Raw genomic sequence first — 14,196 nt, forward strand, 5'->3', positions numbered from 1 at the left:
GACACCGCGTGGGTATATTAGGTTAGGCTTCCTTGATCTTATCCGGGGTTTCACAGAAGGAAATGTCTATGCGATCGTTGGACGCTGTAGAAGCCGCGCTGCGGCTTCGTCTCCTGGATGAAGGCATGGACACCGGCGGTGGAGTAGTCCCGACCCGCTCGGATCCGGATCGCGCCCTACTGTCGGCCGCGCAGCAGGGAGTGTGGACCTACCAGCAACTGGTACCGGGCAGTGTGGTCTACAACTTGTGCCTGGCCCTGACATTCGACGGTCTCGTCGACGATCTCGCCCTCGAACAGGCGTTCTCTGCGGTCGTCGAGCGTCACGAAATCCTGCGCACCACATACCATTCCGATGCATCCGGGGTGCCGTTTCAGCGAATTCACCAGCACCTCCCCTACCGTTCCGATCGTGTCGATCTCGGCGATGGCGTCGATGCAGCGCAGCGCTACCGGGACCTTGTAGACACTCTCGTCGCCGAACCGCTCGACCTCGAGGCCGACCCGTCTCTACGCCTGACCGTGGCGCGGATGGGCGACAACCGCACCGTCGCAATCGTGCTGATGCAGCACATCGCCTGGGACGGCATGACTCTGCAGGCATTGTCTCGCGACATCGAGCGTTTCTATCGTCTGGCGCTCGACGGAAAGCTCACGGTGGAACCGCTCGCGTTGCAAGTGGCGGACTTCGCGGAATGGGAGATCGCCGAGTACCGACGAACGGACTGGACACAGGCCATCTCGTTCTGGAAGAACACGTGGACTCCGGAACTGGATGCGTTGCAATTGCCCTACGACCGCCGTCCTGCGCAGGCCTCGTCGCGAGGAGCCCGTCTCGATCGCAGCCTGAACGCCTCGGCTGCAACACATCTGCGTGGGCTCAGTAGCCGACTTCGAGCAACTCCGTTCGAGGTGTTTCTGGCCGTGTACTACATCGCCCTGCGTCAGATCACCGGTCAACACGACATCGTCGTGGGCACCACCGTCGCCAATCGTGAAGCTGCGGGCCAGGAGCTGTTGATCGGCAATCTGAGCAACATGGTCGCCCTCCGTTTCGTCTCCGACGATGATCGCACGTTCGCCGAGTTGGTCGATCACATCCATCGGGTCGATGCCGAGGTGTTCCGGCACAAGCGATTCCCGTACGAGGACGTGGTGCGAATCGCCAAGCGCGTCAATCCGACCGTCGGCACCCAGTTGTTCGACACGATGGTGCTCTTCCTCGACCAGAAGATCGACGGGCCGGTCCTGCCGGGCTGCACCACCAGCTGGGAGCTCGTCGACAACGGATCGGCGTTGCTGCCTGTCGCCGTCGAGACATTCTTGCTGAGCGACCGTGTCGACGTACAGATCACATTCCAGACCGACCTGTTCGACCCCGAGACGATCGAGCGCCTGCACGAGTACATAGAGCAGGTGCTCACGCACGCGACGGTGTCCACGACGGTCGGGGAGCTGGCCGAGTTGTCGAGAGCAGATTCTGCTCGCATCGACCGGTGGACGTCGGGACCACCGATGGACATCACCCCGACCACCGTCGACGCCATGACGCGTGAGGCTGCGCAGACCTATCCGGATCGAATCGCGGTCGTATTCGGCGAGGTGGAACTGACGTACGCGCAATTCGACTCCGCAGTCAATCGATTCGCACGCACGTTGATCGCTCGTGGAGTACGACCCGGTGATTTCGTCGCGGTACACGCCGACCGTAGCGAGTGGCTCGCCGTTGTCGTGGCCGGCCTCCTGCGCGCCGGCGGCGTCTACGTTCCCATCGATCCCGACTACCCGGCCGAGAGGGTCGAGTACATCGTCGACGACGCAGAGCCGACCGTCGTGGTCAGACACCTCGTCGACGAACGCACGCCACCCTCACTCGACGTTCCGGTGTTGGATCTCGGAGATCCCGCGGTGCTCGCCGAGATCGAGGCCACCGACGGAACATCGGTGCGCGCCGACGAGGTGGAACGACCGACGGTTCCCGACGAGCCTGCATACCTGATCTACACCTCCGGAACCACGGGCAAGCCCAAAGGTGTCGTCATCGATCATCGTGCGGTCAGCAACCGAGTTCAGTGGATGCGCAACCACTTCGGCATGATCGAAACCGAGCGCGTTCTGCAGAAGACGCCGATCGGTTTCGACGTGTCGGTGTGCGAGATCATCGCTGCGGTCTCGTCGGGAGCGTCGTTGGTTCTGGCGCAGCCCGGCTGGTGGTGGATGGATGCCCACGCCCTCACCGATTTCATCGAGAAGTATCGAATCACCGTGCTCTCGTTCGTTCCGACGATGCTCCGAGCATTTCTCGACGCCGGCACAGGTGATGAGAGATTGCGGTCCGTGCGCTTTCTGTTCTGTGGTGGAGAGGCCGTCTCGCCTTGGCTGGCGGAGGAGGCCGGACGCGCATTCGACTGTCCTGTCATCGGTCTCTACGGTCCGAGCGAAGCAACCATGGACATCACGTACGAGGATTTCAGCGGGATCACCGACGACTCGCAGTTCCGCTCGTCGCTGATCGGTGTCCCCGAGTCGAACTCGAGCGTCTGGGTCCTGGACTCCGCGCTCCGCCGTGTTCCCCAGGGCGTGACGGCCGAATTGTACGTCGGTGGAGTGCAATTGGCGATCGGCTATCACGAGCGCCCCGGCTTGACGGCGGGCGCGTTCGTCGCCAACCCGTTCTCCGCACCCGGAGATCGCATGTACCGTACCGGTGATCTGGTGCGGTGGAGTTCGACCGGGCGTCTCGAGTTCATCGGCCGCGCCGACGACCAGGTGAAGATTCGTGGCCACCGGATCGAGCTCGGCGAGATCGGCACCGTTCTGCGCCAGGTTCCTGGCGTGATGTCCGCTGCAGCAACGGCGATTCCGCGGGCGACCGGTCCGGTTCTCGCTGCCTACTACATCGCGGACACCGGTGCCGAGGAGATCTCGGACGAGCAGCACGCGGACAACATCAAGAGCTACCTGGCGCACAGGTTGCCGAGCTACATGGTGCCGTCGATCCTGGTGAAGATGGCGTCGCTGCCCTTCACCTCGAACGGGAAGCTCGATCACAAAGCGTTGCCGATCCCCGACTTCGGCGACAGATCGGGAACCGGGCGTCCGCTGCAGGGCGAGACCGAACACATCGTTGCCGAGATAGTACGGTCCACCCTCGATATCCCAGAATCCACCGCGATGGCCGCAGACGACGACTTCCTCTCCCTCGGCGGAGACTCGATCAGTGCCATCCGCATGGCCGCAGCACTCAAGAAACGCGGGCTCCACGTCAGTACCAAGGCACTGTTCGAGGCGAGAACCATTGGGCTGATCGCTGCGGCCACCGAGCAGATCGCACCGAGCGACGCTCGGCCGCTCTCCCCGGTCGAGAGCGAATACGGTGAAATTCCGCTTGGACCCGTCGCTTCCATGCTGATCGACAAGGTCACGGACTACGCAGGCTACTGCCAGGCGACGGCCGTCGTCACTCCTGCCGGCTCAACTGCAGAGCGCCTCGCGGAGGTGTTGGACGCAGTGGTGGCCGCTCATCCGATGCTGTCGGCCTCGGTCGTCGTCGGCGCACACGGACACCCGGTCTTCTCGGTACCGGAGGACCCGGTGGCACCTGCACTCACCGAGGTTGTTCTCCGACCCGGCGCCACCATGAAAGAAACACTGGCAGAACAACTCCGAGCAGCGGGTGGCCGAATGGACCCCGCGGCCGGTCACATGGTCGAGGCCGTGTGGGTGCATGACGACAGCGAGTTCGGGCGATTGTTGCTGGTGATCCATCACCTGGTGATCGACGGCGTCTCATGGCGCATCATCGGTGACGACCTTCGTCGATTCTGGTCCGCAGACACCGTCACCCCACCGCGCAGCACTTCTGTGACGGCATGGAACACGAGCGTCGCCGAGATCGCGCGATCGCCGCAGTTCACCGAACAACTCGACTTCTGGCGAGGACAGGACATCCCCGAACCTGCACTGGGAACGCGGCCGTTCGACCCCGCCGTCGACAGAGTGTCGACCGTTCGCGAAGTGACCGTGACCCTCGGAGTGGAGGAGACGACAGCCCTCACCGACACCGTCGCGCGGGCTTTCCGATGCGAACTCGTCGACATTCAGCTCGCGGCGCTGTTGCTCGCTGTCCGGCGTCACCGTGGGGACGGCCCGTTGTCGGTGAACCTCGAGCGTCACGGACGCGAGGAATCGCTCTTCTGCGACGCCGATCTGTCCGACACCGTCGGGTGGTTCACGTCGATCTACCCGGTCACGTTCACCGACACCGCAACCGACATGGTCGAGGCGGTGAAGTCGGTGAAGGAGCAGTTGCTGTCCTTCCCCGACGCCGGGATCGGCTGGGGTCTGCTGCGCTGGTCGAACGACGACACTCGGCCCCTGCTGGCCGAGCGCGCAGAGCCTCGGATCAGCTTCAACTACATGGGTCGGTTCGCGGTCGGGGACGAGCAGACGCGCGAATGGGGACCGGCACCCGAGTTTCCGTACCTGACGGGCTATGCCGACGAGAACATGCCTGCCGCCGCAATCCTCGATGTCAATACGGTGACCCTCGTCGACGGAAACGATGCGCGGCTCGAAGCGTCGTTCCGATTCCCCGGCGGGATCCTCTCGACCCACGCTGCCCGGGAGATCGCCGACGGTTGGGTGAGCGCGCTGGCCGAGATCACCGCCGAACTGGGCCGGGACCGCCGCCTGTACCTCACTCCAAGCGATGTTCTCGCCGACGGCGTCACCCAGCTCGATCTCGACGACTGGCAGCGGCAGTACAGCGACGTGGTGGAGGTCTACCCGTTGGCACCGATGCAGGAGGCGATGTATCTCGCCGGGATCACCAGCGCAGAGAAGGACATCTACTCGGTCCAGATGTTGATCGGGGTGCGCGGAGAGCTCGACACTCCGAGACTCGTCGAATCGATGAACCTCGTCGCCGGCAGGTATCCCAATCTCAGGGTGTCCATCGGGGTGTCGCGAGCCGGCACACCGCTCGGCATCGTGCCCGCACACGTGAAACTCGACGTGCACGAGCTGGATCTGACGAACGACGTCGCCGACGTGCCGGCGGCCCTCCAGAGCGTGCTCGACGAGGACATGGCGCGCCCATTCGATGTTGCGGCAGGCCCGTTGCTGCGGGCGATGGTCGTTCACCTTCCCGAGAACGAGCACCTCATGGTGCTGACGGCTCATCACATCATTTCGGACGGATGGTCGGGTCAGTTGATGCCCGGTGAGGTGTTCGTCGATTACGCCACCCGTGTCGGATCCGACGCTCTGCCACCGTCGACGGCGTTCGCCGAGTTCCTCACGCTGATTCGCGATCGACGCGACGCCGCCGAACAAGCCTGGGCTCGATACCTCGAACCTGTCGAGGAACCGACGATCGTGGCACCCGATCACGCGTCGGGTGAGATGCCCGTCGATCACGAGTTCGAGATCGATGCCGACATCGTCGAACGTCTGCGGGTGGTGGCCACGGATGGGGCGAGCACGCTGAGCTCGGTCTGCCAGCTCGCATGGGCACATGTACTGCGACAGTTCACCGGCCAGAATCGGATCGTGTTCGGCGAAGTGGTAGCGGGCCGCCCGACCGACATCGACGACATCGACAGCGCCATCGGGTCCTTCGCGAACACGGTACCGCGAGTGTTCGACATGGCCGACGACCGTACCTGGCGACAGCATCTGGACGTCGTCCAACGCCAGCGCGTGGAACTGATGGATTACGAACAGTATTCGATCACCGAAGCGCACAAGGTCACCGGTGTACGGAGATTGTTCGACACGATGATCGCCTTCCAGTCCTACCCCTCAGGCCGCGCCGAGATGGAACGTCTCCTGGCGCGACGCGGACTCGACCTGGTCTCGTTCAGTGCGCGGGGCGAATCCGAACATGCGTTGCGGCTCACAGTGTTTCCCGGTGACGGTCTTCGGATCGTCCTGTCCTATGCGGCCGACTCCTTCGACATGTTCGACGTGGAGATCATCCAGTCCGCCTACTCGGCCACGTTGCGGTCGATCGCGGAGCACCCGGACGCGCGGCTCGCCGACGCCGCAGTGCTCGACGAGAACGATCAGGCGTACCTGACCATGCGCCGCACGTGGTGACGCGTTCGCACTTCCGACAAGGAGAAGACATGTCCACCGCACTCGGTTGGATCAGGCAGTTTCACACACCGGTGTCGGCGTCCGCACCGCCGCTCGTGATCTGTCCGCACGCAGGGACAGGGGCATCGGCGTACCGGGCGTTCTCCGAGCAATTCAGCCGATACTTCGACGTCGTGGCGTTGCAGTATCCCGGCCGGCATGACCGCATCGGTGAGCCAGCCGCTGGGTCGGTCGGCGAACTCGGCGAGGAAGCGCTGGCCGAGTTCACGGAGTCGCCGCACAACCGTGGACGGGGTGTGACCGTGTTCGGGCACAGCATGGGCGCACTCGTCGCGTTCGAGTTCGTTCGCGCTGCCGAAGCCGCCGGAATTCCGGTTCGTCTTCTGGCCGTGTCGGCGGCGGTTCCGCCCGGCCGACAGGCAGACCGAGCGCCGCACCCGACCGACGAGGACGAGATTCTCGACCGACTCGTCGCGCTGGGTGGCACGGGTACCGAAATTCTGGCCAGCCGCGACATCATGCGCATGGCGATCCCTGCACTCACCGCCGACTACCGCGTCGTCGACACGTACTCCTGCCCAGAGAACGCGACCGTCGACGCCCCCGTGCTGGCGCTCGGTGGCGACGCCGATCCGATTGTCGGCGTCGGTGATCTCTACGGTTGGGAAGCGCACACCACCGCCGGGGTCACGGTCTCGCTCTTCGACGGCGAACATTTCTACCTGAACGACAACGTGGAATCCATCGCCGAATTGCTCGCTGTACCGGAGCGCACCGACGTCGCGGAGATCGCCCGATGACGTTGCCTCGCAGCGATACCGGTACGTATGCCGACGACGATGTCGTCGTAGTCGGCATGGCCGTCGAAGCACCGGGCGGAGTGTCGACGGTCGACCAGTTCTGGGAGGTACTCCACGCCGAACGAGAGACGATCGGGCGGTTCCCGCGCGATCGGGGATGGCGGTTGGACCGGCTCGCGTCACTGGGGCGCACCGAAGGGTGGCGAACCGTCTCCGACGCCGGTGGATTCCTCGACGAGGCAGCAGCTTTCGACCCTCGATTCTTCGGGATCACACCGCGTGAGGCGATCGCAATGGACCCTCAGCAACGGGTGGGTCTGCGCGTCGCGTGGCGTGCACTGGAGAACTCCGGTATCGATCCCGAGTCGATCGACGGTGACGAGATGGGCTGCTTCATGGGTGCCATGATCACCGAATACGGCCCCTCGATGTCTACAGTCAACGAGCACAACGGATATCAGCTGTCGGGAAGCTCGCTCAGTGCTGTCGCAGGCCGCATCTCTCACGTCCTCGGATCCCTCGGCCCCTGCCTGACCGTCGATACCGGATGCGCGGCGTCGTTGACCGCGGTGCATCTGGCCGCCAACTCGATCCGACTGGGGGAGTGCGACTGGGCCGTGGCGGGCGGAGTGACCGTCATGGGCTCGGAGATGATGTTCGTCGAGTTCGCCAAGAACAACGCGTTGTCGGTGGACGGCCACTGTCGTTCGTACACGGCATCGGCCAGCGGAACCGTGTGGTCCGAGGGTGCCGGGGTCGTCGTCCTCGAACGCGCCTCACGCGCACGCCTGGCGGGCCACCGAATCCACGGGTGCATCCGCGGGTCGGCGACCAACCACAACGGGTCCGGTGCCGCGCTCGCAGTGCCACGAGGGGAGTCGCAGGTTCGACTGATCGACCGAACGCTCCGCGTCGCAGGCGTTCGCGCGGAACAGGTCTCGCTGATCGAGGGCCACGGCACCGGAACGCAGGTGGGTGACCCGATCGAGTTGAACGCTCTCGCTCGCACCTACGGCGCCGCAGCATCGGCCGCCGGCACCCGCGTCGATGTCGGGTCCTGCAAATCCAACTTCGGTCACACTCAAGCTGCAGCAGGTGTTCTCGGATTGATCAAGGTACTCGCCTGTGCCGACCGTGGCGAACTGGTACCGACGTTGCACGCAGACGACCCGACGGACGAAATCGACTGGGACCGATCCGGTTTGAGGCTCGTCGAGAAGGTTCGACCGTGGCCCGCGGAGGGCGGTGTTCGGCACGGTGCGGTATCGGCGTTCGGAATCGGCGGAAGCAACGCGCACCTCGTCGTCGCCGTCGACGAGAAGGAGTACGCGCGTGCCTAGTCATATCCTTCCCGACGGATCGATACCGGTGCTGGTGTCGGCGCACAGCGGCGATCTCCTACGAGACGAGGCGCGCGCGATCGCGGACTACCTTCGCGCCGACCCGAGCGTGTCGCCGACCGACGTGGCGTCGACGCTTTTCCGAACCCGATCCGCCAGAAGACACCGCGCCCTGGTGATGGCAACGGACACCGCAGCGCTGCGCGCGAGCCTCGAGTCGATCGTCGCGGGTAACCCCGACTCGGCAGTGGTGATGGGCGAACGGCCTGCGACGACCCGTCGAACCGCGTTCGTCTTCCCCGGTCAAGGTAGCCAGCGGTTCGGAATGGGCCGGGTGTTCTACGAGTTGTCTCCCGCATATCGCAACGTCGTCGACGCGTCCGAAGATCTCCTGGTCGACGAGTTCGACATCTCCGTGCGCAGCTTTCTACTCGGTGAAGGTACGGACGACAGCGTGCGCATCGTGCAGCCCGCACTGGCGTCGCACATGATCGGGATCGCGCGAATGTGGCAGGCGGTCGGTATCTTTCCCGACGCGACCGTCGGCCATTCACAGGGCGAGATCGCCGCTGCGTACATCAGCGGAGCCCTCACGTGGCAGGACGCGTTGCGTACGGCCGCGATCAGAAGCGAACTCGTCGCGGAGTTCCCGCCGAGCGACTACTCGATGGGATTTCTGGGCATCCGCCGAGATCGAGCCGAAGCTCTGATGGCCCGACGCAGCGGCTGGGCCGAGTTGACAGTCGTCAATTCACCGAGTGCCATCTGCGTCGCGGGCGACGCGGCGACCGTTCGGGACATCGTCGAGAGCGTCAGCGGCTCCGGCAGTTTCGCCAAGGAAATCGGTGTGAGCTACCCCGCGCACACGTCCGCGATCGTTCGGGTACGGGATCGATTGCAGAGCAGGTTGCACGACGCATGCTCCGCCACGCGGTTCACCGAGCCGGAAATCCCCTGCTACAGCTCGACGCTCGGCGGCGAGAGAATCACCTCGGAGATCGATCAGGGCGAGTACTGGTACCTCAACTTGCGCAACGTCGTTCGATTCGATCTTGCGGTCGAAGCGATGGCGGATGCGGGTGTCGACACGTTCGTGGAGATGTCCGATCACCCGGCCCTGCAGTTGGCCGTCGAAGACACATTGGGGGCCTCCGAGGGCCGACTCGTGGTAGGCACGTCACGTCGTACGGCGGCCACCCTGACCGAGTTCTCGCGTGCAGTGGCGGCCGTCGCGGTCGACAACGAGAACTTTCGGTTCGATGCGCTCCGAGACCCCTCGGACTCCGAGGTGCGGCTGCCCTTGCGAGGTTTCCCCAACAGCCGAATGAATCAGAAGCGGTACTGGGCCGACCGGTCGGTGGAGACCGCGCCCGTCCCGGTGCGCCACCCGGTCCCGGAGCGTCTCGTCGAGGCCTGGGAACCGCTCACGCGACGCAGATTGACCAACCCGCAGAGAGTGGCGATCCTCGATCACAGCGGACGATGCGGTGAGCTCGCGGAGCAATTGGCGGCACAAGCGGTGCGCCACGGTGCCACCGCTGTGGTCGGCGATCGCAGCAACGATGAGGCGGGGTTCGATGCCGTCGTCGCATTGATGCCCCCGCTGGAGGGCATGGACGCCGAGCAGGCGTCCGAGGCTCTAGGCGAAATGCTGGAGCAACATTCGGAGTGGCTGAAACCCGCTGGTGCGCCGAACTTCTGGGTCGTCACGGTCGGCGGTCAGGCCGTGTTGCCCGACGATGTACCGCACCTGCTGCACAGTGCGGTAGGGATCGCTGCGCGGTCGCTGGGGTCCGAGCACATCGGCACCACGTTCCGGCATCTCGACATCGAGGACGGTGCCCTCACCCCGAAGCTCGCCGCCGCGATGATGTCCGCGCTGCACACCGCCGGAGAAGCGGAACTCGCTCTGCGCGAGGGGAAGCTGTACGCACAGCGCCTGGTGCATGCCCCCGCCGCGACCGACTTCGGAGACCTCAGCGAGGTGGTGATCGTCGGCGGTACCGGCAGTGTCGGTCGCGCGGTCGCCGAGCGTCTCGCTCGCGAAGGGGCCGGCCGGATCACGCTGGTCAACCGACGCGGCGGACGGTCGGGGATCGCGAACGTGGCCGTGGAGGCGTGCGACATCACCGATCCCGAGGCTGTTGCCGCATTCGCCGCGAAGCGAGCCGGACGCCCGGCCACCCTCCTCGTTCACGCCGCTGTCGACTACGTCCACGCCTCGGGTGCCGATATCGATCGCGCCGCGGTCGCCAGGGCCTGCGCCGCCAAACTCATCGGGATCGAGACGGTGGCCGGAGGCCTCGAGTTGGCACCGAACTGCCGAATCCTGCTGTGCTCGTCGGTATCTGCGACGTTCGGTGGCCCAGGATTGGCCGTGTACTCCTCGACGAACCGAATGCTCGACGCCTTGGCGCACCGGATGCGAGCACGCGGTCTCGATGCGGTGTCCGTGCAATGGGGCGTCTGGGCCGACGACAGTCGCACAGACGCCCATTATCACGCACTGATCGCGAGATCTGCGGAGGCTGGAATCCTCCCCATGGAGCCCGAGGACGCCCTGAACGTCGGCTTCACGGCCGAGTCGCGCAACAGCCTTGCGCTGGGCGCGGACTGGTCGACGATCGGGTCGATCTGCGAGCTCCTCGGTGTGGCGTCCTTGCTTCCCCGACGCGGCGAATCCGTCGAGGACACACCTGTGGTCGAGGCCAGCACCTCGCTTGCACCGTCGTCGAACGCACCGGACCTACGTTCGCTCCTGGGCCGCATCATGGGCTTGGCCGACGACGACCATCTCGACCCGACCACGCCGTTGGTCGCCCTCGGTATGGATTCGATTCAGGCACTGGACTTTCACAAGAGTGTGAAGACGGCGCTGCACCGCGAGATACCGGTGTCAGCGTTGTTGGCCGGCGCTTCGTTCGACGACGTGACCTCTCTGGTCACCACCTGACCACGTACTACCCCTTCGAGAAGTGGAGTGTTCCCATGTCCGACACCATCAGCCCTGAGCTGGAAGCAATCCTTCGTGAAGAACTGCAGGTCGACACCTCACGAATAGACCGGACCTCACACCTGATCGATGAGGTCGGCCTCGATTCCGTCGGCTTCGCGGTGGGCATGGTCGCCATCGAGGAAAAGCTCGGCGTGACACTGTCGGAAGAGGAGTTGATGAGCTGCAATACCGTGGCAGACCTCGAAGACGCTGTGCTGGCCAAGCGCGGATGAACGAGCTCAGCGCGCTTGCTGCCGCTGTCAGGACCTCGATGACCGAATCCAACGGCGAATTGGTCGTGTTCGATTCGACATCGAAGCAGTGGTGCCGGCATCCGTGGCAGGACGTCCATGCCCGCGCCGAGCAGATGGCCAGGGAAATTGCGAAGGACCCGAGCCCGCTCGGGCTGATCGGCGACCCTGGCTTCGATGTGATCGCGGCGATCCAAGGTGCCTGGTTGGCAGGGACCGCAGTGACGATTGCGCCCGGTCCCATCCGCGGTGCCGACACCGTGCGGTGGGCCGAGACGACCGTTGCGCGATATGAAGCCATGGGCGTGCGGACCGTACTCGGCAACGGCGAGCAACTCGAGCTGCTGGCATCGGTGTCGAGTTCTCTGACGGTGGTGCCGGCGACCGACTTCTGCACGCAAGACGGAGGATTGGGCATCGAGCGGAGAACTCCCACCGGCCCGGCAATTCTCCAGAGCACCGCCGGGTCGACGGGTGAGCCACGCACCGCGGTGTTGTCGCCCGACGCCGTACTGGCCAATGCGCAGGGGCTGTTGCAGCGGTTGGAGGTGGACGGCCGGACCGACATCGGGTTCACCTGGCTGCCGCTCTATCACGACATGGGACTAGCGTTCCTCACTGCCAACATGGTCAGCGGAATGTCGACGTGGATCGTGTCCAATTCCGCCTTCGCGGCAGCGCCCTTCAAGTGGCTGGACTGGCTGACCGAATCCAGGGCGACCGTCACCGCTGCACCGAACTTCGCATACGACATCGTCGGTCGATACGGGAAGTTCCTGAAAGACGTGGACATGTCGGCGATTCGCGTGGCGATCAGTGGGGGAGAACCCATCGACGCCAAGGCATTCGACGTGTTTCTCGAACAGACGGCTCGCTTCGGCTTCGACCCGGGAGCAGCCGCGCCCGCGTACGGCATGGCCGAGTCCACGTGTGCGATCACCATGCCCGCTGCAGGCGACGGCGCACGTTACGACGAGGTCCAGGTCGACGGTGCCACGAGGCGGTACGCAGTGCTGGGGGAGCCCATCGACGGGATGGAGATTCGCGTGGTGGAGGCGTCGACTCGGGCACCGTCGGTCTCCGGACGAGAGGTCGGTGAAATCGAAGCGCGCGGAACGTCGATGATGTCCGGCTATCTCGGTCACCCACCGCTGGCGCAGGACGAATGGTTCAGGACCGGCGACCTCGGCTACCTCGTCGACGGCCGATTGGTCATCTGCGGACGAACCAAGGAGCTGGTCATCGTCGCCGGCCGAAACCTGTTTCCGATCGAGATCGAGCGAGCCGCTGCCGAGGTCGAGGGTGTCCGAAGCGGTGGCGTCGTCGCGATGGCGCGGGAGAACACGGCCCGGCCCGGGCTGGTGATGGTCGCGGAATACAGGGGTACAGACCAGGAATCGGCGCGCAGCGCCGTCATCGGCGCGGTGGCGTCGGCATGCGGAATCGTTCCGGGCGACGTGGTGTTCGTCGAAGCTGGAACTCTCCCCCGCACCACGTCGGGCAAACTACGTCGCCTCGAGGTCAAGAGGCTCGTCGAAACGGGGGCGCTGGCATGAACGATCCCGACTACCGCGCACTGTTGGCCGAAGTCTTCGACGATGAGATCCGCCGATGGACGTCCGAGGCGGAGGAAGCCGAGAGCTTCCCTCGCAAACTCCTGGAACGACTCGGCGAACAGGGCGTGTTCGAGGCGAAGTGGGCACACGGGGCCACTCCGGATGTCCCCAAGCTGCTCGAACTGGCCTACCAGCTGGGTAAGCTGGGCTCGGCGGGGATCAGTGTCGGTGTGAGCCTCCACGATTCCGCCATCGCAATCCTGCAGCGGTTCGGTCGCACAGAACTCCTCAAATCTGTTGCAGCACAAGCTATTCGAGGTGAAGCGGTGCTGTGTCTCGCCGCGTCGGAATCCTCAGGAGGGTCCGACCTCCAGATCGTCGAAACCGAGGTGACCACCGAACTGGACGGATTCCGCGTCCGTGGCCGTAAGAAATTCGTGTCACTCTCGCCCATCGCCGATTACATCCTCGTGGTCGCACGCAGTGTCGATCACAATGCATCCAGTCGTCACGGCAACGTCGTGCTGATCCTCGTGCCGACCACACAGGTGACGATCGAGTCGCCGTACCGCAAAGTGAGTGCTGGACCGCTGGACACGGCCGCGGTCGAGATGGACACATGGGTGCCCGCGGACAATCTCATCGCACGGTCGGGCACAGGACTTGCAGCGGTGAGCTGGGGACTGGCCCACGAGAGACTGTCGATCGCCGGTCAGGTTGCAGCATCGTGCAACCACGTACTGGGAATCACGCTGGCGCGCATGAAGAGTCGAACACAGTTCGGGCAGCGGTTGTTCGATCATCAAGCGCTTCGTTTCCGGGTGGCCGATCTGCAGGCGCGTGTGGACATCCTTCGATACGCACTGAACGGCGTCGCGGCCGAGGGCAAGCTCGACCTGCGAACCGCTGCCGCCCTGAAAGTGTCCGCCGCACGGCTGGGCGAAGAAGTGATGAGCGAATGCATGCACATCTTCGGCGGATCCGGCTTTCTCGCAGACGAGACCCCGATCGGCCGATGGTGGCGGGACATGAAACTCGCGCGGGTGGGCGGCGGAACCGACGAGGTGCTGTGGGAACTCGTCGCCAACGCCATGAAGCCCGATCACGATGGGTACGAGGCGTTGGCGCGGACGATCAGCTGACCGACCCGAGA

Annotated in this window: 7 protein-coding genes; all 7 read left to right on the top strand. The window is 64.6% G+C overall.

Going from position 1 to position 14,196, the window contains the following annotated elements:
• Positions 1-68 precede the first annotated feature (68 nt).
• Genes CH295_RS27220 through CH295_RS27250 form a run of 7 tightly spaced genes read left to right on the top strand, consistent with a single transcriptional unit; the run spans position 69 to position 14,185 of the window.
• Positions 69-6,101, top strand: a complete 6,033-nt coding sequence (locus tag CH295_RS27220; RefSeq protein WP_094742536.1) for a non-ribosomal peptide synthetase — start codon at positions 69-71, stop codon at positions 6,099-6,101.
• Between the two features lie 29 nt (positions 6,102-6,130).
• The gene (locus CH295_RS27225) at positions 6,131-6,901 is read left to right on the top strand and encodes a thioesterase II family protein (protein WP_094742586.1); all 771 of its coding nucleotides are present in this window, start codon (positions 6,131-6,133) and stop codon (positions 6,899-6,901) included.
• Complete coding sequence (locus CH295_RS27230; protein WP_094742537.1) at positions 6,898-8,241, top strand: beta-ketoacyl [acyl carrier protein] synthase domain-containing protein; 1,344 nt, start codon at positions 6,898-6,900, stop codon at positions 8,239-8,241. Before CH295_RS27225 ends, CH295_RS27230 begins: the two co-directional genes overlap by 4 nt.
• Entirely contained in the window at positions 8,234-11,194 is a 2,961-nt protein-coding gene (locus CH295_RS27235) for an acyltransferase domain-containing protein (RefSeq protein WP_141217117.1), read from the top strand. The genes CH295_RS27230 and CH295_RS27235 overlap by 8 nt, the downstream gene beginning before the upstream one ends.
• 35 nt (positions 11,195-11,229) lie before the next feature.
• Positions 11,230-11,469, top strand: a complete 240-nt coding sequence (locus CH295_RS27240; RefSeq protein ID WP_094742539.1) for an acyl carrier protein — start codon at positions 11,230-11,232, stop codon at positions 11,467-11,469.
• Positions 11,466-13,043, top strand: a complete 1,578-nt coding sequence (gene mbtM / locus CH295_RS27245) for a long-chain-fatty acid--ACP ligase MbtM (RefSeq protein WP_094742540.1) — start codon at positions 11,466-11,468, stop codon at positions 13,041-13,043. The genes CH295_RS27240 and mbtM overlap by 4 nt, the downstream gene beginning before the upstream one ends.
• Positions 13,040-14,185 carry an acyl-CoA dehydrogenase family protein gene (locus CH295_RS27250; RefSeq protein WP_094742541.1) on the top strand — a complete coding sequence of 382 codons (1,146 nt, stop codon included), beginning with the start codon at positions 13,040-13,042 and terminating at the stop codon, positions 14,183-14,185. The genes mbtM and CH295_RS27250 overlap by 4 nt, the downstream gene beginning before the upstream one ends.
• Positions 14,186-14,196: the final 11 nt, after the last annotated feature.

Source organism: Rhodococcus sp. 14-2483-1-2 (genome assembly GCF_002259405.1).
GTDB lineage: Bacteria > Actinomycetota > Actinomycetes > Mycobacteriales > Mycobacteriaceae > Rhodococcoides.